This is a genomic window from Intrasporangium sp. DVR, assembly GCF_040365325.1.
In the GTDB taxonomy this organism is placed as follows: domain Bacteria; phylum Actinomycetota; class Actinomycetes; order Actinomycetales; family Dermatophilaceae; genus Intrasporangium.
In genome coordinates, this window is the sequence record NZ_BAABZW010000005.1 from 489431 (window position 1) to 514684 (window position 25254).

General features: G+C 71.2%; 18 protein-coding genes and 3 riboswitches. Of the genes, 7 read left to right on the plus strand and 11 right to left on the minus strand.

From position 1 onward, the window contains the following. Positions 1–3: 3 nt before the first annotated feature. Together ABWV20_RS06855 and ABWV20_RS06860 are read left to right on the plus strand one after the other, a co-directional pair. Entirely contained in the window at positions 4–1095 is a 1092-nt protein-coding gene (locus ABWV20_RS06855) for an SDR family oxidoreductase (protein WP_353354085.1), read from the plus strand. A 1-nt stretch (position 1096) separates the two neighbouring features. After that, positions 1097–3175, plus strand: a complete 2079-nt coding sequence (locus ABWV20_RS06860; protein WP_353354086.1) for a DUF8754 domain-containing protein — start codon at positions 1097–1099, stop codon at positions 3173–3175. A gap of 3 nt (positions 3176–3178) precedes the next feature. On the opposite strand, the gene ABWV20_RS06865 is transcribed toward ABWV20_RS06860, so the two are convergent. The 8 genes from ABWV20_RS06865 to gcvP form a co-directional block, all read right to left on the minus strand. Then, positions 3179–3793, minus strand: a complete 615-nt coding sequence (locus tag ABWV20_RS06865; RefSeq protein ID WP_353354087.1) for a class I SAM-dependent methyltransferase — start codon at positions 3791–3793, stop codon at positions 3179–3181. Beyond that, positions 3790–3948 carry a hypothetical protein gene (locus ABWV20_RS06870; RefSeq protein WP_353354088.1) on the minus strand — a complete coding sequence of 53 codons (159 nt, stop codon included), beginning with the start codon at positions 3946–3948 and terminating at the stop codon, positions 3790–3792. The genes ABWV20_RS06865 and ABWV20_RS06870 overlap by 4 nt, the downstream gene beginning before the upstream one ends. Then, positions 3942–5315 carry an L-serine ammonia-lyase gene (locus ABWV20_RS06875; RefSeq protein WP_353354089.1) on the minus strand — a complete coding sequence of 458 codons (1374 nt, stop codon included), beginning with the start codon at positions 5313–5315 and terminating at the stop codon, positions 3942–3944. Before ABWV20_RS06875 ends, ABWV20_RS06870 begins: the two co-directional genes overlap by 7 nt. Position 5316: 1 nt before the next feature. Beyond that, positions 5317–6264: a lipoyl synthase gene (gene lipA / locus ABWV20_RS06880; RefSeq protein ID WP_353354090.1), complete on the minus strand. Its 948-nt coding sequence runs from the start codon at positions 6262–6264 to the stop codon at positions 5317–5319. Then, positions 6261–7544 (minus strand): serine hydroxymethyltransferase, encoded by a 1284-nt coding sequence (glyA, locus tag ABWV20_RS06885; RefSeq protein ID WP_353354091.1) that lies wholly within the window; start codon positions 7542–7544, stop codon positions 6261–6263. Before glyA ends, lipA begins: the two co-directional genes overlap by 4 nt. 10 nt (positions 7545–7554) lie before the next feature. After that, positions 7555–7947 (minus strand): glycine cleavage system protein GcvH, encoded by a 393-nt coding sequence (gcvH, locus tag ABWV20_RS06890; protein WP_353354092.1) that lies wholly within the window; start codon positions 7945–7947, stop codon positions 7555–7557. 43 nt (positions 7948–7990) lie between these two features. Next, a complete protein-coding gene (gene gcvT, locus ABWV20_RS06895; RefSeq protein WP_353354093.1) occupies positions 7991–9091 on the minus strand; it encodes a glycine cleavage system aminomethyltransferase GcvT in 1101 nt (366 codons plus the stop codon). 79 nt (positions 9092–9170) lie between these two features. Then, a complete protein-coding gene (gcvP, locus tag ABWV20_RS06900) occupies positions 9171–12026 on the minus strand; it encodes an aminomethyl-transferring glycine dehydrogenase (protein ID WP_353354094.1) in 2856 nt (951 codons plus the stop codon). Positions 12027–12078: 52 nt separating this feature from the next. After that, a riboswitch (glycine riboswitch) is annotated at positions 12079–12173 on the minus strand. 1 nt (position 12174) lies between these two features. Continuing rightward, positions 12175–12271: riboswitch (glycine riboswitch) on the minus strand. A 157-nt stretch (positions 12272–12428) separates the two neighbouring features. Further along, a riboswitch (glycine riboswitch) is annotated at positions 12429–12533 on the plus strand. A 134-nt stretch (positions 12534–12667) separates the two neighbouring features. On the opposite strand from gcvP, the gene cycA reads away from it, so the two are divergent. The 3 genes from cycA (at position 12668) to ABWV20_RS06915 (ending at position 16651) form a co-directional block, all read left to right on the plus strand. After that, on the plus strand, positions 12668–14245 hold the full coding sequence (gene cycA / locus ABWV20_RS06905; RefSeq protein WP_353354095.1) for a D-serine/D-alanine/glycine transporter: 1578 nt from the start codon (positions 12668–12670) through the stop codon (positions 14243–14245). 134 nt (positions 14246–14379) lie between these two features. Continuing rightward, a complete protein-coding gene (locus ABWV20_RS06910; protein WP_353354096.1) occupies positions 14380–15057 on the plus strand; it encodes a class I SAM-dependent DNA methyltransferase in 678 nt (225 codons plus the stop codon). 76 nt (positions 15058–15133) lie between these two features. Then, positions 15134–16651 (plus strand): acyltransferase family protein, encoded by a 1518-nt coding sequence (locus ABWV20_RS06915; protein WP_353354097.1) that lies wholly within the window; start codon positions 15134–15136, stop codon positions 16649–16651. A gap of 84 nt (positions 16652–16735) precedes the next feature. Here the strand turns inward: ABWV20_RS06915 and ABWV20_RS06920 are convergent, their stop codons facing one another. Next, complete coding sequence (locus tag ABWV20_RS06920; RefSeq protein WP_353354098.1) at positions 16736–16939, minus strand: cold-shock protein; 204 nt, start codon at positions 16937–16939, stop codon at positions 16736–16738. Positions 16940–17123: 184 nt separating this feature from the next. Continuing rightward, positions 17124–17606, minus strand: a complete 483-nt coding sequence (locus tag ABWV20_RS06925) for a DUF309 domain-containing protein (RefSeq protein ID WP_353354099.1) — start codon at positions 17604–17606, stop codon at positions 17124–17126. A gap of 103 nt (positions 17607–17709) precedes the next feature. Between ABWV20_RS06925 and ABWV20_RS06930 the strand changes: the two genes are divergently transcribed. Continuing rightward, positions 17710–21231, plus strand: coding sequence for an ATP-binding cassette domain-containing protein (locus ABWV20_RS06930; RefSeq protein WP_502901764.1), 3522 nt, complete (start codon positions 17710–17712; stop codon positions 21229–21231). 136 nt (positions 21232–21367) lie between these two features. Here ABWV20_RS06930 and ABWV20_RS06935 read toward each other — a convergent pair whose 3' ends face one another. Continuing rightward, the gene (locus tag ABWV20_RS06935) at positions 21368–24475 is read right to left on the minus strand and encodes a replicative DNA helicase (protein WP_353354100.1); all 3108 of its coding nucleotides are present in this window, start codon (positions 24473–24475) and stop codon (positions 21368–21370) included. 483 nt (positions 24476–24958) lie between these two features. Here ABWV20_RS06935 and ABWV20_RS06940 point away from each other — a divergent pair, with 483 nt between their 5' ends. After that, positions 24959–25234: a DUF2277 domain-containing protein gene (locus ABWV20_RS06940; RefSeq protein ID WP_353354101.1), complete on the plus strand. Its 276-nt coding sequence runs from the start codon at positions 24959–24961 to the stop codon at positions 25232–25234. Positions 25235–25254: the final 20 nt, after the last annotated feature.

Here is a 25254-nt window from a genome sequence, read left to right on the forward strand (position 1 = left end):
GACGTGACAGACCTGCTGATGACGGGATTCCCGGGGTTCCTCGGCTCCGCCCTGCTGCCCCGTCTCCTCGCCCGTCGGCCGGACTCGAAGGCGATCTGCCTCGTGCAGCGCCACCACCTGGACACCGCGTCGGAGCGAGTGCGCGAGCTCGCGGAGACCGCACCGCTCACCTTCGGCCGCATCGAGCTCGTCGAGGGCGACATCACGGAGCCGGGGCTCGGCCTCTCCCCCGAGGCTCGGGCCTCGCTCGACGCGGTCACCGAGGTCTGGCACCTGGCCGCCGTCTACGACCTCGGCGTCGACCACGAGGTCGCCCGCGCCGTCAACGTCGCCGGCACCGCCAACGTCCTGGACTTCTGCTGGTCCCGCCCGTCGCCGGCACGCCTGCACCACGTCAGCACCTGCTACGTCAGCGGGGACCACGCCGGCGAGTTCAGCGAGGACACCCTCGACGAGGGCCAGTCCTTCCGCAACCACTACGAGTCGACGAAGTTCACTGCCGAGCTCCTCGTGCGGCAGGCGAGCACCGACGGTCTGCCCGTGACCATCTACCGCCCGGGGATCGTCGTCGGCGACTCGGCGACCGGCGAGACCCAGAAGTTCGACGGGCCCTACTACTTCGCTCGCTTCCTGCGTCGGCAGGGGCCGGTGGCGCTCGTGCCCCGGCTCTCGGACCCGGACCGGGTCCGGGTCTACCTCGTCCCGAGGGACTTCGTCGTCGCCGCGATGGACCACCTCTCCCAGCTCGAGGCCTCGGTAGGCCGCACCTACGCGCTGGCGGACCCGCAGGCGCCCACCGCCCGCGAGATCGTGGACCACTTCGCGCACCGGCTCGGCAGGAGGGTGGTGTGGATCCCCATGCTGGCCGGCCTGACCCGGGCCGCGATGAGCGCCGTGCCAGGAGCCGCTTGGCTGCTCGGCCTGCCGGCTGAGGCGATCGACTACTTCGCCTCCCGCACCACCTACTCCACGACGAACACCGACCGGGCCCTCGCTGACACCGACCTCGCGTGTCCGCCGTTCCCCACCTACGCCGACCGGCTCATCGACTACATGCTCGAGCACCCCGACATCCCGTCGAAGGCGATGGTCTGACATGGCGACGAAACGACGCGGCGCCGTCCAGCCGTCGCTCGTCGTCGACATCAGTCTCCTCAGCCACGAGGGCGACTACGAGGAACGCGTCACCTTCCTCGGCAAGGACTACCGTCTCCTCCGGCTCGGCACGGACGGGCGGGTCCGGGAGGTCCAGGACCTGGTCCGCGCCTGGAGCTCACAGGCGCAGGCCGTGGCGATCACCGGGCTGCGGGAGGTCCGCGCCACGGGCGAGTACGACGGCGACCTCTCTGACGTCGAGAGCCTCGTGGAGCCCAGCGCCACCGTCCCGATCACCGCGGGTGACCGGGTGAGGAACCTGTTGCAGGAGTGGGCGATCCGGCAGCTGCAGAAGCAGCTCCCGGGATACTTCAACAACGCCCGCGTCGTGGTGCTCCGCGGAGAGGAGCAGGCACGGGCGACCCAGGTCATCCGTGAGTACACCGACAACATCTCGACGACAGATCCCCTCCTCCTCGACCTCCTCGGCCGCCTGGAGTCGGTCCCGGTCGTGGGGGCGATGGCCAGCCTCGGGCTGTGGCCGGCGCGCCAGCTGCCCGGCCCTGTCCAGGCGCTGCTCCGCGCGCCGGGGCCGATCAGCCAGGCCTTCGCGCGCAAGGCTGCCGGTGAGTGTGACGTGGTCATCTCGACACACGAGGCGCTGCTGGCCTTCGGTCTCGAGGACCTGCGGGGCAAGACGGTCATCACCTCGGCCGTCTCCGCGGACCGGCTGGCCGAGCTCGCCCGGCGGGACGTGGACCTCGTCCTCGACACCACCCCTCAGCCCTTCGACGTCGTCATCGACGACGCGGTGCTCGAGGCGCTGCTCGTCCTCGCGGGCGAGGCGGATGGACTGGCCGAGGACGCCTTCGTCGAGAGCATCCACCACGCGGGCCTCCAGCCGCGCGTCCTCCAGCCGAACGGCCCGCGCCGCAAGAGCCGCTTCGCCTTCGTGATCCACCCGCTCAGCCAGCAGTACTTCCAGAACGTCGAGCCGCTCCGGACGCTCGCGAGGGTTACCCCGGGCTTCGTCATGGACGGCGTCGAGAAGGCGATCGCCTACATCCCGCCCTTCACCTACAGCCACGTCACGGGGATCACCTCACCCACCGGCGCCGAGGCGGAGGGGTGGCTGATCAGCGTCGGCGGCACGCCGAAGGAGCTGCTCTCGCACAGTCCCGAGTTCACCTACGCCCAGCTGCTCGCGGCAGCGAACACGGCGAAGCAGCTCGGCGCCCAGGTCATGGGGCTCGGGGCGTTCACCAAGGTCGTCGGCGACGCCGGTGTCACGGTGGCCAAGCGTGCGCCGCTGCCGGTGACCACCGGCAACAGCTACAGCGCCTCCGGCGCCCTGTGGGCGGCTCATGAGGCGTTGCAGCGGCTGGGGCTCGTCGAGGTGGACGACGAGGGACGGATGCGAGGGAAGGCGATGGTCATCGGCGCGACAGGTGCCATCGGCTCGGTCTGCGCGCGCCTCCTGGCCCTGGCCTGCGACGAGCTCTGGATGGTGTCGCCCGAGAGCGCCAAGCTGCTCGCCCTCAAGGACGAGATCCGCCGCGACCACCCCCGCGCCGGGGTCCACGTCACGGCGCGCCCCGGGGCGCACCTCGCCGACATGGACGTCATCGTCACCGCGACCTCCGGGGCCGGCAAGCGGATCCTCGACATCACGCAGGTCAAACCGGGGTGCGTCATCACGGACGTGGCCCGCCCACTGGACCTGTCGGCCGAGGACGTGGCGAAGCGCCCCGACGTCCTCGTCGTCGAGTCCGGTGAGATCGAGCTGCCCGGCGATGTCCGGATGAAGAGCATCGGCCTGCCGAAGGGCGTGGCCTACGCCTGCCTCGCCGAGACCGTCGTGCTCGCACTCGAGGGGCGGTACGAGACCTTCACCGTGGGCCGCGACATCGAGTGGGCGCGGGTCAAGGAGATCTACCGCCTCGGGCTGAAGCACGGCATGCGACTTGCCACCATCTCCGGCGTGAACGGCGTCTTCACCGACGAGCAGATCGCCACGGTCCGCGAGCTGGCGCTGGCCCGCCGAAGAGAACGCGCGTCAGCAGCCCCTGGTCCCGTCTGAGGGTCAGGCGGCTGCCGTTGGCCCGGCGGGCCGGCGGAGTCGGTACCACTGCGGCGACGTGCGGTTCATCGGCCACCCCAGGCCCGCGGTTTCCGCCGGCTCGACCGCAACGAGGTCCCAGCCCGGGAACGCGTCCACCACCTCGTCCTGCGTGACACCCTCGAGCAGCGTGTGGAGCCGACTCGGGCCGAAGGCCAGCATGAGCAGCGTCGCGGAGGAGTTCGCCAGCGCGCTCACTCCGCGCCCCACCGCGAGACGCTGCGCCTCATCAAGGCCCTGGAAGCACCCGATGTCGAGGAAGAAGTCGAAGGTGCCCAGACCCGCTGCCGGGAGGTCGGTCACGTCGCCGACGACATAGCGGACCCCTTCGGTGGCCTGTCTTCGGGCCGTCTCGATGGCACTCGGGACGTTGTCGACGCCGACCGCGGCCCAGCCCCGTCTCGCCAGCTCCGGTGTGTGGCGTCCCCGTCCGCAGCCGAGGTCGAGAGCCCGGCCCAGCGGCGCCGTGCGCTCGGCCTCCTCCCGGTCGAGCAGCGCCTTGATGCTGTCGGCCGCAGCCGATGCGTAGCGCTCCCAGGGAGTGACGCCCAGTCGATACAACAGGGTGTACTTGGTCATGGCTCGGCCTCCTCACTCGCCAGCATGCGCGTGCCGGAGGAGCGGTGCAACGAGGTGACCCCGGCGCGTGGCTGCCCGCCGACGGATGCCGTATGCCGCTGGGCCGGCTCCCCGGGCCGGCCCGGGCCCAGCGCCCGGCGAGTCGCGATCAGCACTCGATGACGTTGACGGCCAGCCCTCCTCGCGCGGTCTCCTTGTACTTGACCTTCATGTCGGCGCCCGTCTCTCGCATGGTCTTGACGACCTGGTCCAGGGAGACGACGTGGGACCCGTCGCCGCGCAGCGCGGTCCGAGCGGCGGTGATCGCCTTGACCGAGGCGACGGCGTTGCGCTCGATGCACGGAATCTGGACCAGACCACCGACGGGGTCGCAGGTCAGGCCCAGGTTGTGCTCCATCCCGATCTCGGCGGCGTTCTCCACCTGCTCGGGGGTGCCGCCGAGCACGGCAGCCATCGCGCCGGCCGCCATCGAGCACGCCGAGCCGACCTCGCCCTGGCAGCCGACCTCGGCGCCCGAGATCGATGCGGTCTCCTTGTAGATCACGCCGATCGCAGCCGCGGTCAGCAGGAACCGGACGATCCCGTCCTCGTCGGCGCCCGGCACGAAGGCGGCGTAGTAGTGCAACACCGCCGGGATGATCCCGGCTGCGCCGTTCGTCGGAGCGGTCACGACACGCCCGCCGCTCGCGTTCTCCTCGTTGACGGCCAGCGCATAGAGGGTGATCCAGTCCATGCCGCGCAGCGGGTCCGTGCTGCCGCTCTCGAGCTTGAGCTTCTGGGCCAGCTCGGGGGCCCGCCGCCGGACCCGCAGACCACCGGGGAGGATGCCCTCGGTGGCCATCCCGTTGCGGACGCACTCCTGCATGACCGACCAGATGTGGAGCAGCCCGGCCCGCACCTCCGCCTCGGTGCGCCAGGACAGCTCGTTCTCGAGCATGATGCGCGCGATCGACTTGCCGGACTGTCGGCAGTGCGCCAGCAGCTCGTCGCCGGTGCGGAACGGGTGGGCGACCTCGGTCGTGTCCGCCACGACCCGGGTCTCCCCGTCGGCACCTTCACCGATGACGAAGCCACCGCCCACCGAGTAGTAGGTGTGCTCCGAGACGATCTCGCCGAGGGAGTCGTAGGCGGTGAACGTCATCCCGTTCGGGTGCAGTGGCAGCGTCCTGCGCCGGTGCAGGACGAGGTCGGTGTCCTCGTCGAACGTGATCTCGTGATGCCCGAGCAGGGAGATCCGCTGCTCTCGGCGGATCTGCTCCAGCCGGCCGGTGACACTCCGCGGGTCGCACAGCTCGGGCCGCTCCCCGGAGAGGCCGAGCAGCACCGCCTTGTCGCTGCCGTGCCCGTGACCGGTCGCGCCGAGGGAGCCGAACAGCTGAGCGACGATCCGGGTCGTGCGCGGCAGGACGCTGTCGTCCCGGAGGCGCTCGGCGAACAGCACCGCGGCCCGCATCGGGCCGACCGTGTGCGAGCTCGACGGCCCGATGCCGATCGAGAAGAGGTCGAAGACGCTCAGCGCCATGTCAGGCTCCTTCTGCGTGCCGGCGGCCCGCGACGGCCTGAGCGTAGAGCCGTCCGGCCCGGTACGACGACCGGACGAGCGGACCGCTCATCACCCCGGTGAACCCCAGCTCGCGGGCGATGACCGCGAGCTCGTCGAACTCGGCGGGCTCGACCCACCGGGTGACCGGGTGGTGGAGGGCCGAGGGGCGAAGGTACTGGGTGATGGTGACGAGGTCGCAGCCCGCGCTGCGGAGATCGGTCAGGGACGCAACGACCTCCTCCGGCTCCTCCCCCATGCCGAGGATGAGGTTCGACTTCGTCACGGCACCCAGCCGAGCGGCATACGCGATGACCTCGAGGCTGCGGTCGTAACGGAACCCCGGCCGGATCCGGCGGAACACCCTGGGGACCGTCTCGATGTTGTGGGCGAAGACCTGCGGGCCGGAGGCGAGCACGACGTCGATGAGGTCGGTGCGGCCGCTGAAGTCGGGCACGAGCAGCTCGACACCGACCCCGGGCGTCAGCTCGTGGATCTGGCGGACCGTCTCGGCCCAGAGCCAGGCGCCCTCGTCGTCGAGGTCGTCCCGCGTCACGCCGGTCACCGTCGCGTAGCGCAGCCCCATCTGCGCCACCGACTCGGCCACCCGCCGCGGCTCGTCCCGGTCGAGCGGCTGCGGCTTGCCCGTCGCGATCTGGCAGAAGTCGCAGCGGCGGGTGCACTGGTCACCTCCGATGAGGAAGGTGGCCTCGCGGTCCTCCCAGCACTCGAAGATGTTGGGGCACCGAGCCTCCTGGCACACGGTGTGCAGGCCGGCCCGATCGACGAGGCCGGCGACCTCGGCGTAGCCCGGACCGGTCCGCAGCTGCTGGCGCATCCAGGCCGGCTTGCGCTCGACGGAGGTGGCCGCGTTGGCCACCTCCAGACGGAGCAGGCGCCGCCCGTCGGGCAGCGTGCCGGTGCTGGTCATGACGACAGCTCGGGCACAGCCGGGTAGAGCGGGTGCTTGGCCGCGAGCGCCTCGACCCGGCCCCGGAGGAGCCCGGCCGTCTCGTCGGTGAGCTCGCCCGTCAGCGCCTCGGCGATGACGTCCGCGACCTCGGTGAACTCGTCGGCGCCGAAGCCGCGCGTGGCGAGCGCCGGGGGGCCGATCCGCAGACCGGACGTGACCATCGGCGGGCGAGGGTCGTTGGGGACGGCGTTGCGGTTGACCGTGATCCCGATCCGGTGGAGCCGGTCCTCGGCCTGCTTGCCGTCGAGCTCGGAGTCGACGAGGTCGACGAGGACGAGGTGGACGTCGGTGCCACCGCTCAGGACCTTGATGCCCGCGTCACGCGCGTCGGCGGCGGACAGCCTCTCGGCGAGGATCGAGGCGCCCTCGAGCGTGCGGCGCTGCCGGTCCCGGAACTCCTCGCTGCCGGCGACGAGGAAGGAGACCGCCTTGGCGGCGACGACGTGCTCGAGCGGACCGCCCTGCAGGCCGGGGAAGACGGCCGAGTTGATCTTCTTGGCGATGTCGGCGTCGTTGGTCAGGATGATCCCGCCGCGGGGGCCGCCGAGCGTCTTGTGCGTCGTCGACGTCGTGACGTGGGCGTGCGGCACCGGGTTGGGGTGCAGCCCGGCGGCGACGAGGCCCGCGAAGTGGGCCATGTCGACGAAGAGGTACGCGCCCACCTCGTCGGCGATCGCGCGGAACTCGGCGAAGTCGAGCACCCGCGGGTAGGCCGACCAGCCGGCGATGATCATCTTCGGCTTGCGCTCCTGCGCGAGCCGGCGGACCTCGGCCATGTCGACGCGGCCGTCGTCGCCGACGTGGTAGGGCACGACGTCGAAGCTCTTGCCGGAGTAGTTGATCCGCATCCCGTGGGTGAGGTGGCCGCCGTGGGCCAGGTCGAGGCCGAGGATCGTGTCACCGTGCTGGAGCAGCGCGAAGAACACCGCCGTGTTGGCTTGGGCGCCGGAGTGCGGCTGCACGTTGGCGAAGCCGGCGCCGAAGAGCGCCTTGACCCGGTCGATGGCGAGCTGCTCGATGACGTCGACGTGCTCGCAGCCGCCGTAGTAGCGCCGGCCGGGGTAGCCCTCGGCGTACTTGTTCGTCGCGACCGACCCCTGCGCCTGCATGACGGCGAGCGGCGCGAAGTTCTCGGAGGCGATCATCTCGAGGGTCGACTCCTGGCGCTGGAGCTCGGCGTCGAGAGCGGCGGCGACGTCGGGGTCCACGGCGGACAGCTGCTGGTTGAGCAGGTTCATGGCCGCCTCCTCAGGCGCTCTCGACGACGGCGCGGTAGCCGTCGGCGTCGAGGAGGTCGTCGAGGCCGTCGGCCACGCGGACGCGGAAGAGCCAGCCGCCCTCGAAGGACTCGGCGTTGACGAGGCTGGGGTCGTCGACGACGGCGGCGTTGACCTCGGTGACCTCGCCGGTCAGTGGGGCGTAGAGGTCGCTGACCGACTTCGTCGACTCGACCTCTCCGCAGGTCTCGCCCGACGTGATGGTCGAGCCCGCCTCGGGCAGGTCGACGTAGACGACGTCGCCGAGCGCCTCGGCGGCGAACGCGGTGATGCCGACGGTCGCGATGTCACCGTCGGGACCTGGTTCGACACGGACCCACTCGTGGTCCTTCGTGTACTTGAGGTCTGCGGGGATGGTGCTCATGGAAATCTCCTCGAAAAGTCTTGTGGTGAAAGGGAACTGCGCGTCAGCGGGCGCGCTTGTAGAAGGGCAGGGCGACGACCTCGGCGGGCACCCGCGTGCCGCGGACGTCGACGTCGAGACGGGTGCCCGGCTCGGCGAGCGCCCGGTCGACGTAGGCCATCGCGATGGGGTGACCGAGAGTCGGCGACGGCGCGCCGCTCGTCACCTCGCCGACGGTCGCGTCGGACGCCGGGTCGACGACGGTGTAGCCGTGCCGCGGGGCCCGACGGCCCTCGGGTCGCAGCCCGACCCGGACGCGGGCGATCGGCTGCTCGGAGACGGCGGCGAGCGCGTCCCGACCGACGAAACCACCCGGCTTGTCGAGCTTGACCACGCGACCGAGCCCAGCGGCATACGGCGTCGTGGTGGTGCTCAGCTCGTTGCCGTAGAGCGGCATCGCGGCCTCGAGGCGGAGCGAGTCGCGGCACGCGAGCCCGGCGGGGATGAGTCCCCGCTCGGCCCCAGCGGCCGAGAGCGCCTCCCAGATGGCGGGGGCGTCCGCGGGCGCCGAGAAGATCTCGAAGCCGTCCTCGCCGGTGTAACCGGTTCGGGCGAGGCGCGCGGCGCGACCGGCGACGGTCGTCTCGAGGATGGCGTAGTACTTGAGCGCCGGCAGGTCGGCGTCGGTCAGCTCGGCGAGGATCTCCTGGGCCTTCGGCCCCTGGATCGCGACGAGCGACCAGTCATCGCGCCGGTCCTGCACCTCGGCGTCGAAACCGGGCGCCCGCTCCAGCAGCGCCGTGAGGACGGTCTCGGCGTTGGAGGCGTTGGCGACGACCATGTAGCGGTCGTCCTCGAGCCGGTAGACGATGAGGTCGTCGAGGATGCCGCCGTCCTCCTGGCAGATCATCGTGTACTTCGCCTTCGTCACGGCGATGGCGCTGATGTCGCCGACGAGGGCGTGGTCGAGGAGGGCCGCGGCCTGCGGGCCGACGACCTCGATCTCGCCCATGTGGGACAGGTCGAAGAGGCCGGCCGCCTGCCGGACGGCGTGGTGCTCGGCGAGCTCGCTGCCGTAGCGCAGCGGCATCCGCCAGCCGGCGAAGTCGGTGAAGGTGGCACCGAGGGATTCGTGGATGCCGCTGAGCGCGGTCTGTCGGGTCATGGTCCCTGCTCTCGGGGTCGGGTCGGTACGGGGAGGTCGGTCGCCCGGTGGGCGCCGCGGGTGCGCTCGGGTGCCGCGCTCAGTTCTCGAAGGCCTCGGGCGCGGGGCACGAGCAGACGAGGTTGCGGTCGCCGTGGCTCTGGTCGATGCGCCCGACCGGCGGCCAGTACTTCGTGTCGCTGATCCCCGCCGGGTAGGCGCCCGCCTCGCGGGAGTAGGCGCGGTCCCAGTCACCGACGAGCGAGCGGGCCGTGTGGGGGGCATGCCGCAGCGGGCTGTCGGCGGCGCTGACCGCGCCGTCGATGACCGCGTCGATCTCGGCGCGGATCGCGATCATCGCGTCGATGAAGCGGTCGACCTCACCGAGGTCCTCCGACTCCGTCGGCTCGACCATGAGCGTGCCCGCCACGGGGAAGCTCATCGTCGGGGCGTGGAAACCGTAGTCGACGAGGCGCTTGGCGACGTCGTCCACGGTGATCCCCGACTCCTTGGTCAGCGGACGCAGGTCGAGGATGCACTCGTGGGCGACGAGGCCGTCCTCGCCCGTGTAGAGCGTCGGGAAGTGCGGGGCCAGCCGCGCGGCGATGTAGTTCGCGGCGAGGACCGCGACCTTGGTCGCCCGGGTCAGGCCCTCGGCGCCCATGAGCCGCACGTAGGCCCAGCTGATCGGCAGGATGCTCGCCGAGCCGAAGGGGGCTGCACTCACCGGACCGACTCCCTCGCGGCGCGCGGGGTCGGGGTGGAGGGGGTGCGACGGGAGGAACGGGACGAGGTGCGCGGCGACCGCTACCGGGCCGACGCCGGGACCGCCGCCGCCGTGCGGGATGCAGAACGTCTTGTGCAGGTTGAGGTGCGACACGTCGCCGCCGAACGACCCGGGAGCCGCGAGGCCGAGCAGGGCGTTGAGGTTGGCGCCGTCGACGTAGACCTGGCCGCCGTGCGCGTGCACGACCTCGCACAGCTCGGTGATGCCCTCTTCGTAGACGCCGTGGGTCGACGGGTAGGTCACCATGATCGCGGCGAGCCGGGGCGAGTGCTCCTCACATCTGGCGCGCAGGTCGTCGAGGTCGACGGTGCCGTCCGGTGCGGTCCTCACGACGACGACCCGCATGCCGGCCATCACGGCGGAGGCGGCGTTCGTCCCGTGCGCGCTCGCCGGGATGAGGCACACGTCCCGCTCGCCCTCGCCGCGGGAGCGGTGGTAGCCGCGGATCGCGAGCAGCCCGGCGAGCTCGCCCTGGCTGCCGGCGTTGGGCTGGATGGACACCTTGGCGTAGCCGGTGACCTCGGCGAGCCACGACTCGAGCTCGTCGACCAGGGTGGTGTAGCCGATGGCGGCCGAGGCCGGCGCGAAGGGGTGCAGGGCCGCGAAGCCCGGCAGGCTGATCGGCTCCATCTCCGTCGTCGCGTTGAGCTTCATCGTGCACGAGCCGAGCGGGATCATGCCCCGGTCGAGGGCGTAGTCCTTGTCCGAGAGCGAGCGCAGGTAGCGCAGCATCGCCGTCTCCGACCTGTGCGCCGAGAAGACCGGGTGGGTCAGGTAGGCGGACGTCCGGCGCAGACCCTCGGGGAGGCGGTCCGTCGCTGCGTCGAGGTCGAGGCCGGCGTCGCTCGCACCGAAGGCGGCGAGGACGGCCGACAGGTGCTGTTCGCTCGTCGTCTCGGAGCAGGAGATGCCGACGTGGTCGGCGTCGACCTCGCGCAGGTGGACACCGCGGGCGGCGGCCGACGCGACGACCTCGGCGGCGCGACCCGGCACCCGGGTCAGGACCGTGTCGAAGAAGGCCTCGTGGACGACCTCGACGCCGGCGGCCTCGAGTGCCGCGGTGAGCGACACCGCTTTACGGTGCACGTCCGTCGCGATGGCCCGCAGCCCCTCGGGGCCGTGGTAGACGGCGTACATCGACGCCACGACCGCGAGCAGGACCTGGGCCGTGCAGATGTTCGACGTCGCCTTGTCGCGGCGGATGTGCTGCTCGCGGGTCTGCAGGGCGAGCCGGTAGGCGGGTCGGCCGGCCGAGTCGACGCTGACGCCGACGAGGCGGCCGGGCAGCGAGCGCTCGAGCCCCTCGCGGACGGCCATGTAGCCGGCGTGCGGGCCGCCGTAGCCCATCGGGACGCCGAAGCGCTGGGTCGACCCGATCGCGATGTCGGCACCCCAGTCGCCCGGCGCGGCGAGGAGCGTGAGGGCCAGCAGGTCCGCCGAGGCGGCGACGAGGGCTCCGCGCTCGTGTGCGGCGGCCGTCAGCTCGGCGTGGTCGCGAACGGCGCCGGACGCACCGGGGTACTGCACGACGAGGCCGAAGAACTCCTCGTCCGGCAGACCCTGGCCCAGGTCGGCGACGAGGACCTCCACCCCGATCGCCTCGCAGCGCGTCCGGAGGACGGCGATGCTCTGCGGGAAGAGGTCGGCGTCGACGACGATCCGCTCCGCCTTGACCTTGCTCGTCCGGCGCATGACCGTCATCGCCTCGGCCACGGCGGTTGCCTCGTCGAGGAGCGACGCGTTGGACGTGGCGAGGCCCGTCAGGTCGCCGACCATGGTCTGGAAGTTGATCAGCGCCTCGAGGCGGCCCTGGCTGATCTCCGGCTGGTACGGCGTGTAGGCGGTGTACCAGGCCGGGCTCTCGACGACGTTCCGGCGGATCACCGCGGGCGTGATGGTGCCGTGGTAGCCGAGGCCGATCATCGCCTCGGAGGAGTCGTTCTGCTCCGCGAGGCCGCGCAGCTCCGCCTGGACCTGCGCCTCGGTGAGCGGCTGCGGGAGGTTGAGCGCGGAGGCGTTGCGCACGCCCTTGGGCACGGCCCGGTCGACGAGGGAGTCGAGGGAGTCGAAGCCGAGCTCGGCCAGCATCTTGGCCTGGTCGTCGGCGGAGAAGCCGATGTGGCGGGTGTGGAAGTCGACGGTAGGCGTCAGCGGAGGTCGGTGCGTCATTGCGGGAGGCTCCCTGGTCTGTGCACGCCCGTGGGCGCGACTGGTGGGGTTGCCTCCCCGCTCTGTCATGTGGACCTGAGAGCTTCACCGACCCGAGGGACGGCTTGCACCGTGGGTGCAGGACCAGGTCCTGCTTTCCAGAGTTCGCCTCACCGCAACGGTCATGGTGGCCTGAGAGATTCTGGGGAGAAGTTGCTCCTTCGGCGCCGCGACCTGCTGGTCGCGAGCTCTCCCGCTGCGATTCGAACGGCGAATGTGCAGTTGTCGGGCTCACCGTAGGCGGCGACCCGCCTGCCGTCAATGGCCAGTCCGCATGGCGGCTGACCGCGATGTGGCCGGGGTCTTGTGCGCCCGGCGACCCGGGTCTACCGTCAGCGCCCATCACCTAATTGAAAATGCCATCGAACTGTGGCGGGAGAGTCCCGCCGTCCTGAACCAGGAGCAGCGGGCGCCGAAGGAGCAAACCCTCCCCGGGAATCTCTCAGGCCCCCGTACCGCCACGGCTAGGCAACTCTGGAAAGTGCCCGGACGTCCCGTCCCCGCACACCGACGGTGCAAACGGAGCCTCGCTCCGCGAATCTCTCAGGTCCGATACAGAGCGGGGAGGAGCCATCCATCCTCTGCCGGAACGGACCCGGACCATGCCTGACCTCAGCAACGGCGCTGACACCCTGACCGCCCCCGCGGTGCCGACGGGCGCGCGCCTCTCCCACGTGCCCGACGTCGACCTCGCCGCGAGAACCCCTGCTGCCGAAGGGGGCTCGGGAGGAGCCGACGGCTCGAACGGCGACAGCCCGCACCTGGCGCGCTCCCTCTCCAACCGTCACATCCAGCTCATCGCCATCGGCGGCGCCATCGGCACCGGCCTCTTCATGGGCTCGGGCAAGACGATCTCGCTCGCCGGACCCTCGGTGATCTTCGTCTACATGATCATCGGCTTCATGCTCTTCTTCGTCATGCGGGCGATGGGCGAGCTGCTCCTGTCCAACCTCAACTACAAGTCGTTCACCGACTTCGCGGCGGACCTGCTCGGGCCGTGGGCCGGCTTCTTCACCGGCTGGACGTACTGGTTCTGCTGGATCGTCACGGGCATCGCCGACATCGTCGCGATCGCCGGCTACGTGACGTACTGGTGGGCTGACCTGCCGTTGTGGATCCCCGGCGTCGCAGCCATCACCCTGCTCCTCGGCCTCAACCTGCCCACGGTCAAGGCGTTCGGCGAGACGGAGTTCTGGTTCGCCCTCGTCAAGATCGTGGCGATCGTCACGTTGATCATCGTGGGCGTCGTCATGGTCTTCAGCTCGTTCACCGCCCCCGACGGCGCCCGGGCCTCGTTCACCAACCTGTGGAACGACGGCGGCATGTTCCCCACCGGCGTGATGGGCTTCGTCGCCGGCTTCCAGATCGCCGTCTTCGCCTTCGTCGGCCTCGAGCTCGTCGGCACGACCGCTGCTGAGACGAAGAACCCCGAGCGGACCCTCCCCCGGGCCATCAACTCGATCCCGATCCGGATCATGCTCTTCTACGTGGGTGCCCTCGTCGTCATCATGGCCGTCACGCCGTGGCGCGACGTCGTGGCGGACACATCACCCTTCGTCGGGATGTTCAGCCTCGCCGGACTCGGGATCGCAGCCTCGGTGATCAACTTCGTCGTGCTCACCTCGGCCGCCTCGTCCGCCAACTCCGGCATGTACTCGACCTCGCGGATGATCTACGGTCTCGCCCTCGAGGGTGACGCCCCCTCGCGCCTGCGCCGGCTGACGAGGCGCAAGGTGCCCGCGAGCGCCCTCGTCTTCTCCTGCGTGTTCCTGCTCGGCGGTGTGGCCCTGCTCTACGCCGGCACGTCCATCATGGAGGCGTTCACCGTGGTCACGACGATCTCGGCCCTGCTCTTCATGTTCGTCTGGACGATGATCCTCGTGTCCTACCTGGCCTACCGGAAGAAGCACCCGGAGCGGCACGCGCGCTCGACCTTCCGGCTGCCCGGTGGGGTCGCCATGGTCTGGGTCGTCTTCGCGTTCTTCGGCTTCCTCATCTGGGCCCTCACCCAGGAGGCCGACACGCTGCGCGCCCTGCTCGTGACGCCCGTGTGGTTCGTGGTCCTGGGGATCGCGTGGGCCGTGCTGCGGCGCCGGCCGCACCACGTGGCGCGGTACGAGGCCTTCCGCCGCAGTCTCGAGGAGCCGAGCGACGCCGACGTGGCCACCACGAGACCCTGAGGATCCCGTATGCCGCTGAGCCCGCCCCGCACGAAGCCCACCCAGGGCGCGGGGTGGGCTCAGCGGCATACGGCGGGGTCGTTGGGACGACGCGGGAGCCGTGCATCCCTCTCGCACCTGCGACACTCTCTCGGGTGACGAGCCCTCAGGATGAGCAGATGGTGCGTGCCGCCTACGACGACCTGGCCGACACCTACGGGGACAACTTCCGGTCGACCGGGCCGGAGGCGCCGGTCGACCTCGCCCTGATCCGACACTTCGCCTCCCTGGTCCCCGGGGAGCGCCAGGTCCTCGATGCCGGCTGCGGCGCGGGGCGGATGTTCACGGTCCTCCGCGACCTGGGCTGCGCGGTCGAGGGGGTCGACCTCTCGCCCGCGATGGTCAGGCGAGCCCGTCGCGACCACCCGGACGTCGTGTCGCAGGTGGGGACGTTGACGGCCCTGCCCCACGCGGACGCGAGCTTCGACGGCGTGTTCTCGTGGTACTCCACGATCCACAGCCCCGACACCGACCTGCCTCGCATCGCCGAGGAGCTCGGCCGGCTCCTGCGACCGGGCGGGGTCGTCCTCGTCGCCTTCCAGTCCGGTCAGGGCGCCCGGGACGTCTCCGGGAGCTTCCGGCGCCACGGGCACGACGTCACCCTGCACCGCTACCTGCGCACACTCGACGAGGTCAGCCGGGCGCTCGGATCCACCGGCCTGGCGGAGGTGGCCCGGTTCGAGCGCCGGGCCGTCCGCCCCGAACGGGACAGCCAAGCCGTCGTCATCGCCGAGCGACCTCGCCAGGACGCGCCCCCGGGGCCCCGACGGTAGGAGAGGGAGCGCCCGGGTTTCCTGGTCTCGGCGGCGAAGCCAACCCAGCGGCAAACCGGAGCACTACCGTGATGGTGTGCGTGAAACCACGCAGGTGCCCGCACCCGGACGCGACCGCTTCCTGGACCTGCTGCGAGCGGGCAGCATCATCGCGGTCGTCGTGGGGCACTGGCTGGTCACCGACCTGTTCTGGAGCGACGGGCAGGTCCGCCACCGCAGCGCGCTCGGCGAGGCACCCGAGCTGTGGCCGCTGACGTGGGTGTTCCAGGTCATTCCCCTCTTCTTCTTCGTCGGCGGGTACGCGAACCGGCGCAGCTGGCTCGGGGCCCAGGAACGCGGCGAGGGGTACGCCGCGTTCGTCGACCGCCGGATGCACCGGCTGCTCGCGCCGACCGCGGTCCTGCTCGTCGCGGTCCTGCTCGGCAACCTTGCGCAGGCGCTTCTTGACGCCCCCGGCCTCGGGGCCGGCGCCGAGATCCTGCTGCAGCCGCTCTGGTTCCTCGGCGTCTACGTGGTCGTGACGGCACTGACGCCGGTCACCTTGGGCTGGCACAGGCGGTGGGGGTGGCGGGTCGTCAGCGTGGCACTGGCCGCGGTGGGGGTGACCGAGCTGCTCCGGATGGGAGCCGGCCTCGGTTGGGTCGCCTACGCCAACGTCCTCATCGTCTGGGCCCTCGTCCACCAGCTCGGCTACCTCTACGCCGACCGGGCCCTCGGACGACGTGCGGCCACGCTGCTGGCCGTGCTCGGCGGCTCGGCGCTCATGCTGCTGACGGCGGGGCCCTACCCGGCCCGCATGGTGGGCGTCCCGGGCGACGAGCTCGTCAACATGAACCCACCCACGGCCGCGCTGACCGCTCTCGCCCTCACCCAGGCGGGCATCGCCGTGCTGGCGCGGGCGCCGGTGGACCGGTGGCTGCAGCGACCCCGGGTGTGGTCGATCGTGGTCGCGCTCAACCTGTCGATCATGTCGATCTTCCTGTGGCACCAGCCGGTCATGGCCCTCGTCGCGCGCGTCCTGGCCCCCAGCGGGGTGCCGCACCCCGACCCACCCGGGATCTCGTGGTGGGCCGTCAGGCTGGTGTGGTTGATCGTGGCCGGGACGCTTCTCGCGGTCATCGTCCTGCTCGTCGCTCGTTTCGAACGCGGGGCGCCACCCCGGCCCGGACCCCGAACGCGAGGGGGGTCGCTCGCGGCGAGCACGGCCGTGGCGCTGGCCGGCCTCGGGCTGCTGGGGGTGGCGGGCACGGACGCGGGCCGACCCTTCGCGGTCCACCGGGTCCTCGGGGCGGTCGATGTTGCACCCGTCGTGGGCATGGTGTGCGTCGGCGTCGCGATCCTGCTCCTGCACGGCGCCCGACACGGTCACCGTCCCGCCATCCGGTCGCTGCTCACCGGCACGGCCCTGTTCGCGGTGGTGGGACTCGCCTACGCCTGGGGTCTGGGGGGCCTGACCCCGGCCCCGCGCCTGCTGGGCCTCGTCGGAGCACTGGCCCTGGTGCTCCTCGGCGCGGCCGTGGCTGCGCTGTCGACCGAGGGCGCCGCTGGGGGCCCGCGGTATCCCGGTCGGGTCCGGCGGCGCAGTGACGTGTGACGGAGCCCGACACAGGACAAGGCCCCCGACCGGTCGGTCGAGGGCCTTGCGCGTGGAGGCGGTCACCGCCTCCGGTTGATCAGGTCAGATGACCTTGACCTTCTCGGCCTGGGGACCCTTCGGGCCCTGAGTCACGTCGAACTCGACCTTCTGGCCCTCCTGCAGCTCGCGGTAGCCGCCGCTGTCGATGGCCGAGTAGTGAACGAAGACGTCAGCGCCGCCGCCATCCTGCTCGATGAAGCCAAAGCCCTTTTCGCTGTTGAACCACTTCACGGTGCCTGTTGCCACTGGTATTGCCTCTTCTTGTTATCGAGTCTCCCGTGTGGAGAGCTCAAGGCCGCCGATGGCCACGACCGAGCCGTCGCGCGAACCTTCGCGTGCGGCGTCTCACTCGTGCCGAGCCCTGGAGCGCGGACTGCAACGGCAACGGGAATGACGGTAGCAGTCCTGAATGACTTCGGCCGCCCGGAGCTCACCAGTCATCTCGGGCGGCATCAGCCGGCGATCCGTCCGCCGCGCCGTCCCGGCCCGCCTCAACCTGCCTCTTGGCGCACTCCGTGACCGCGTCCAGATCCACGCCGTAGGTCGCGCGCCCCGTCGCTGCGTAGGCGGCCAACCTCGCCGCTGCCCGCTGTGCGAGCCGGTGTGCCCCCGTGTGGTTGCCTCGGGCCGCATGGGTGATCGCCACGCAGAGCTGGGCCAGGCCCTGCCAGAGGTCGCGCTCCTCGGCCGGGCCGGACTTCCACCGCACCTCGAGGACCTCATGGGCGGCGAACGGCCGGCCGGCTGCGACCAGCTCTCGGGCCGTGCGCAACGTCTCCTCAGGGGGCAGGGGCTCCTCGGAGACCGGCTCGACGCCCGCGGCGCCGTACGGCAGGGGCCGGCCCAGCGCGTCACGCGGCCGTGCCTGTCGAGCACGCCCGAGCGCATCGCGGTCTCGTTCGGGTCGGGTCATGACGTCAGCGTCTCAGGAAACGCGGGCGTCCGCGACGAGGCCGGTGGAGGAAAACGGAAGGCGCGGGGTGGGCGGTGATCGCTAGCGTTCAATGATTGTGACGGTGACCAGAGTGGGGCAGGACGAGTCCCGAGGTGCGATCCAGGACGCCACCCTCGGGGCGGGTGGCGTGCCGCCGCATCGGGTGCCCGTCGACTGGCGCCGGGTGCGCCGTCCGCTCACCGTCGTCAGCTTCACGATGTCCCTGCTCGGCGCCGTCGCCGCCTCGCTCGGCTCGATGGTCGCCGGCCGTCTCGCCGAGCACGCCACCTCGACACTGGTGGTCCTCCTGGCGCTGTGTGTGGTCGGCGGTGCCGTCATCGACACGGCCGCCAAGACGATCTGGGCCGTGGTCTGCGACCGCGCCGAGGGCAGGCTCCGCACCGACCTGCTCGACGCGGCGATGGCCCAGCCACTCTCCGAGCTGTCCGAGCAGGCCGTGGGCGAGGTGCTCGACCGCATCGACGACGACACCTGGGAGGTCGGCCAGCTGATGCGCTGGGGCGTGTGGCAGGCGGTGCGGACGCTCCTCGCCTCCGGCCCGCTCTGGGTGGTCGCCAGCCTCGCGTGGTGGCCGGCAGCGTTCCTCTTCCCGCTGACGGGAGTGGCGACGTTCTGGGTCGTCCGGCGCCTCCTTCCGCAGGTGGCCGAGCGCAAGGTCGTCGAGGAGGCGGCGTGGACCGATCACGCGGCCGCCACCGAGGAGGGGATCGCCGCCCGTGACGACCTGCGGACGGCGCTCGGCCAGCAGCACGTGCTGCGTCGCAACGCCCGCATGGCCGCCCGGGTCCATGCCGCCCTCGACAAGGTCCTGCAGGTCGAGGTCCGCATCACCCGACGCAGCGGCGGCCTGCTGCACGGCGCGCTGGCGGCCGTCGCGGTCGTCGGCACGGCCCTCGTCGTCGCCGGTGACCTGTCGACCGCCCGGCTCGTCACGCTCTTCCTCGTCACGACCATGTTCGTCGGCAGCGTGGACATGCTGGCTCGTCACCTGCCCGACCTGCAGGAGGGTTTCGGCGCCGTCCTGCGGCTGCGGGCGATGCTGGCCTCCCCGGCGGAGCCGACCGGGGGACTGCCCTTGCACGACGGCCCGCTGGACGTGGAGTTCCACGACCTGGCCTTCAGCTACGGCACGGGCACCTTCGCCCTGCGCGACGTCAACCTGGTGGTCCCGGCGGGCCACACCTGCGCGCTCGTCGGACGGACCGGCTCCGGCAAGTCGACCCTCGCGTCGTTGCTCTCGCGCGCCGTGGAGCCGCCCCGCGGCTCGGTGCTGCTCGGCGGGACGGACGTGCGCGACCTCGACCTCCAGCAGCTGCGGGCCGCAGTCGGCGTGGTCACCCAGCGCACCGAGGTGCTCGCGGGCACCCTGGCGCAGAACATGACGCTCTTCGGTGACGTGCCTCGCGCGCGGGTCGAGGCTGCGGTCGCCGAGCTGGGACTCACGGAGTGGGTGGCCGGCCTGCCCGACGGCCTCGACACGATGCTCGGGCCCGGCGGCACGACCCTCTCGGCGGGCGAGGAGCAGCTCGTGGCGTTCGCCCGGCTGCTCGTGCGGGACGTCCGGGTCGTCGTGTTGGACGAGGCCACCGCCCGCATGGACCCGGTCACCGAGGCCCGGGTGGTCCGGGCCGCCGATCGGCTGATCTCGGGTCGCACCGGAATCCTCGTCGCCCACCGGCTCTCGACGACCGAGCGGGCCGAGCACGTGGCTGTCCTCGAGTCTGGTCGCGTCATCGAGCAGGGCCCGCGCGCCCGACTGGCGGACGCGGACGGGCCGTTCCGCCGCCTCCTCGAGGCAGCCGCCCATGAGGTGGCCGTGGAGGAGCACCACCACGCCGACACGGCGATCGGCTCGGTCCGCCGCAGCACCGACCCACCGCCTCCTCCGGTGCTCGCGCCGACTCCGAGCCTCGCCCGGCAGGTGCTCCACGCGGTGCGCATCCAGCCGCAGTGGGGCTTGCTGGGCGCCTTCCTCTTCCTCCTCGCATCGCTGACCGGGGCTTTCGGCGCCGTCACCGGGTGGCTCTGGGGACTCGTCGTCACCGGCCTGCAGGGGGGTGCCAACCCCGGCTGGCTCACCGCGGCCCTCGTCCTGTCTCTCGTCGTCGGTCCGCTCTTCCTGTCCCAGGCGTTCCGGACCTATCCCCACTGGTGGATCGAGGTGCGGCTCCGGGTGCGCGCCACGGTGCTGGCCGGCCAGACCGCGCAACGCCGGCTCGCGCGCACCCCACCCGGGGAGGTGGTCGCCCGCACGATGGACGCCGACCGCCTCGCCCGCTACACCGACCGCTGGGTCGACTTCGTCAACGGTCTCGTCGTCGCCTCGATGACGGCCGTCATCGCCGGCACGTGGCTCGCCGGCGCGGTCCTCCTCGTGGTGATGATCACCTCGGCGCTGGCCTCGACCCTGGGCAGACCGGTGGCCGGGCGGTCGGCAGCGGCCGCCTCGACGGCCAGGGCCAACTTCGGGAGATCGCTCGTCTCGGCGCTCGAGTCCATCCGCACGGTCAAGCTGGCCGCTGCCACCCCCCAGGTGCACCAGCACCTGCGCACGGTCGACGGCGGCCGAGTCGACGCCGCCGTTCGCGAGCACCGAGTGCAGGCGCTCCTCGACGGCGTGCCCATCGTCATGGTCCAGTGCGGAGTCGTGGCTGCCTGGGCCGGCTTCCTCCACGGCACCTGGCCGCTCGCCACCACGTTGCTCGTGGCCAATGCCGTCAGCGGCTTCGACTGGTTCGGCCGGGTCGCCGGCTCGGTCGTCACGGAGGCGCCCGGCGTGCGGGCGTGGCTCAACGCCACGAGCGAGCTCGCCGGCGGCGGCGACCTGATGGACCTGCCACCGGGCATGGACCTGGTGCACGGCACCGCCGACGAGCCGAGCCCCGGGCCGTCCGAGCCCCTGCGGACCCTCACCCTGCAGGGCCTGACCGCGGTCCACGACGACGGCACCATCGGCGTGCAGGACGTCGACCTCACCGTCAACGCCGGCGAGCTCGTGCTCCTGCTGGGCCAGGTCGGCTCGGGCAAGTCCAGCCTGCTCTCCTCGCTCGCCGGCCTGACCTCGCACACCGGCCTCGTGCTGTGGAACGGCCGACCCCTCGCCGACCCCGAGATCGAGCTGAGGCCCGGCCGCGTCTCCCACATCGCCCAGGTGCCGCGCGTGCTGTCCGGCAGCTTCAGCGACAACGTCGCCCTCGACCACGCCGACCGGCGCGTCGAGCCGGCCCTCGCCACGGCACGAATGGAGCGGGACGTCACCGAGGCCGGGGGCACGCACGCCCTGGTCGGCCATCGCGGGGTCCGGCTGTCCGGGGGGCAGGTGCAGCGGGTGGCGCTCGCCCGAGCACTCGCCTGCGAGGCAGACCTGCTGCTCGCGGACGACGTCTCGTCCGCCCTCGATGCGGCCACCGAGATCGAGCTCTGGGCGGCGCTGCGGTCCAACGGGGCGACGGTCATCGGCGCGACGAGCAAGGCGGCCGCGCTGGCCCAGGCCGACCGAGTGGTCGTCCTCGAGGGTGGCCGGGTCGCCGACGCCGCCCCATGGCGCGAGCTCTCCTCGAGATGGGGGCACCTCGCCGGGTAGGTACTGGTTGTCGACGAAACCGCCTGAGCACCTGTGGCCCGGGATCACCTGTGCCTGGTGCCCGACATCGGAGTTGCGGGTTGAGTGGGCGCTGCGGGTCCGACAGGGCGGAGGCTGCCGCTCGCCGAGCAGGAGATCAGAAGTTCGTCGCCATGTTGGTGAACCGGCTGAAGTGGCCCTGGAAGGCGACGACGATGGTGTCGGTCGGACCGTTTCGGTGCTTGGCGACGATGAGGTCCGCCTCCCCCTCACGGGGCGAGTCCTTCTCGTAGGCCGCCTCGCGGTGCAACAGGATCACCATGTCGGCGTCCTGCTCGATCGAGTTGTGGACGGCGATCCCATTGGCGATGAAGTTGTGGGTGCCGAGCACCGTGGCATCGAAGACCTCTTCGAGCCCGGCGGGCTCGATGCTGGCCACCGCATCCCAGCAGACGTCGTTGACCGCATGGAGCTCCAGCTCGGCGGTGTCGAGGACCGCTGCGACTCGCGCGAGCCTTTCGCGGGCCGGTGCCTGCCCCTCGACCCCGGCACCGTTGTCGCTCGCTCCGGGAGGCGATTGACGAGCGGGAGTGGACATGGCCTGGTCGGACATGACCTCGCGCACGGTTTCCCAGACTCCCTCGGGGATGGTGTCGACGGTGGTGTGCGCCTGGGCGTCACGAATGACCCCCAGCAGCTTCTCGGCCCGGGCGCCCTGGTCTCCCGACACCCCTATCTCCTGGAGGAAGCGCCGCTGGCTGTCGCTGCCCGAGACGTCGAGCGTGTAGCGGGGACGGAATCCCGGCTTGCGGAGAACGCGGAGCCGCGTGGAGATCCCGAACCGGAGCAGCAGCCGAGAAAGGTCATCGACCAGCCGCCGAGATGACGACGTGTAGCGGATGCGGCCACCGCGCCCGTTGCGGTTCAGCGTGACCGATCCCTCTGTGGCCCAGATGTGCCTCAGGAAGAGGGCGATCTGTCGCTTCGGAACGCAGAAGACCGGCGCAGGGACGAACGTCTCGTGTCTGCGCTTGTCGAGGACGCCGAGCCCGTCGAGCCACTCCACAACCGGATTCCGCTTTCCGTGGGTGAGCCGGAACGGCGCCCGCAGGTGCACGGTGGTCACCCCCGATGCGGGGGCGTCGTCCCGAACCGCCGCCACACCGAAGGTGAGCGCGGCCTTCGACACCGCCTCCACGTTGTCCTCATGAATGCTCGCGTAGCGCATCGGCTGACGCGCGAGCATCGACCCATCGCCCAACAGGTGGGCCAGGAGGATGATGCGGGAGTCCTCCCACGCCTCGTGTTGCTCCGGCGCCGGGACGTGCCACGGCACGGCGATGCGATCGCCCACCCGCAGGTCTGCCAGGGGTCGCCAACCGTCGTAGGCGAGGAACGGGTGGTTGTCGGTGGCCCGGAGGGTCTTGCCCGACGCGAGAGTCATCGTGAAGACGGGCTTCGTGCCGGTGGAGAAGACGTGCGTCAGGTGTCGCTCGACGTAGCGCAGCTTCTCGTCGAGCGCCCACACAGGGACATCCCTGGCCCCGGAAGCGAACAGCTCCCCCAGGGTCACCTCGGCGCCCGTGTCGGCACGCATGATCCGGGTGTCCGCGGTGAGACACCCTGACTCACGAAGGTCGCTCATCTGCGGCTTCTTGTCCGTGCGCTGCTCGGGGCCACGGTTGAGCTGGGAGATCGCGATGACGGGGACCTCGAGCTCCTTGGCGAGCAGCTTGAGTGCCCGAGAGAATTCGGAGACCTCCTGCTGGCGGGACTCCACGCGCTTGCCCGACGTCATCAGCTGGAGATAGTCGATGACGACGATCCGCAGGTTGTGCCGCTGCTTGAGTCGCCGACACTTCGCGCGGATCTCCATCAGCGACATGTTGGGGGAATCGTCAATGAAGAGAGGCGCATCCGAGACCTTGCCCATGGTCGAGGCGAGCCGTGTCCAGTCCTCCTCGCGCATGGTGCCCTTGCGCATGTGCTGCAGCTGGATGCCAGCCTCGGCCGAGAGGAGACGCATCGTGATCTCGGTGCGACTCATCTCGAGAGAGAAGACGACGGCGGCCATCTTGTGCTTGATCGCTGCCGACCGGACGATGTCGAGACCGATGGTGGAGTTGTGCGTGGGGACCATCGCCCGGCCGGCCAGGTAGAGGTGGTCGGCAGCCGCAACTTCGATGCATCTGACCGGCACGGATGTCACGGCCTCGACGCGATCGACCTTCCACAGCGCCAAGGTGACTCGAGGATCACCACCGCTGGGCACCCGCTCGACCGTGACGACGTGACCGCTCTGCATGGCGGCCAGGACCTCGGCCGTCGTCAGCACGCGAGTCGCGAGCCCGTCCAGGCGGACGGACCACTGGTGCTGCTCGTCGGCGACGAGCAGCGACCCGTCCGAGAACTGGACCTCGTAGCAGGGCCGTCCAACCATCACCTCGGTGGCCGCCACGACCCGGGTGGCTCGGCCGTCGGCGCCGAGCACCTCGTCCCCCACCGCGACGGCGCCCATGGTCGTCCAGCCGCCGGGCGTCGCCAGCGGCGTGTTCAGGGCGAGGGCCTTGCCCATCGCGGGACGGGCGGCGATGACGATCATCTGACCGGGATGCAGGCCGTTGGTGAGGGTGTCGAGGTCGGTGAATCCGGTTGGCACCCCGGTCATCTCACCAGACCGGCCAGAGGCCACCTCGATCTCGTCGACGGTCGCCTCGAGGATGTCGCCGATGGCGTGGTAGTCCTCGCCACCGCGCTTGTCGGCCACGGAGTACACCTCGGCCTGGGCGGCGTTGACGATGTCCTCGACGTCACCGCCCCCCTGCGCGTAGCCGAGCTGCACGATGCGGGTGCCGGCCTCGACGAGCCGGCGCAGCACCGCGCGCTCGGCCACGATCTGCGCGTAGTAGCCGGCATTGGCCGCCGTCGGCACCGACGCGATCAGCTGGTGCAGGTAGGCCTGGCCACCGATCCGGGCCAGGTCCCCGCGCTTGGTCAGCTCGTCGGCGACGGTGATCGCGTCGGCGGGCTCGCCGCGGCCGTAGAGGTCGAGGATCGCGTCGTAGATGAGCTCGTGCGCCGGCCGGTAGAAGTCCGTGCCCTTGAGCTGCTCGACACAGTCGGCGATGGCGTCCTTGGACAGGAGCATGCCGCCGAGCACCGACTGCTCCGCCCCGACGTCCTGGGGCGGGAGGCGGTCGTCCGGGGGCCCGCCCTCGCGCGCGGTGGTGGCGAACGCACTCGTGCTCAACTCATCGAGCGACACTCGCTCCCCTTCCGTGACGACGTCTTACCCCTGACCACAACTGCACCATGCGCCACCGACATCACACTTCACGGCACGCCGACCCTGCGCTGGGGTCGTGACCCGGGCGAGGGGGAGGTCCTCGGTCTCGACGATCCAGCGAAGCAGGCCCCACCGTAGAGGCACGGGGGAAGTCGTCACAACGCGAACTCGCACCTGGCCGTGTTGCCCTGTGGATAACCTGTGGAGGCAGCGGCGCGACACGCCGTCGGATGCTGTGGACAAGATGTGCGGACCCCTGTGGCCCCCATGTGGATCCGGTGCCGGGACCACGCCAGCGACCTGCGCAAACGTCCGTCCACGCCCTGTGGACAGAAATGGCCAGGGGCCTGTGCGCCGTCCCCGGACGACGAGGGCTCCGGCTCCTGTGGACCGAAGGGCCACTCGAGGGGACGTCCCCTGCGCAGCGTTGTTGGCGGAGGACCGCGCGTCTACCCTCGATCCATGTGCCGCAACATCCGACAGCTCCACAACTTCGAGCCTCCCGCGACGAGTGAGGAGGTGCGGGCGGCGGCCCTCCAGTACGTGCGCAAGGTGAGCGGCAGCACGAAGCCGAGCCTGGCCAACCAGGCGGCGTTCGACGAGGCGGTCGACGCCGTGGCTCACGCCACTCAGCACCTGCTCGACCATCTGACGACGAGTGCCCCACCGAAGGACCGAGAGGCCGAGCGCGCCAGAGCCCGCGCACGCAACGCCGTCCGCTTCGGCACACTCGCCTAGCGCCAGCGGAGAGGGGCGCT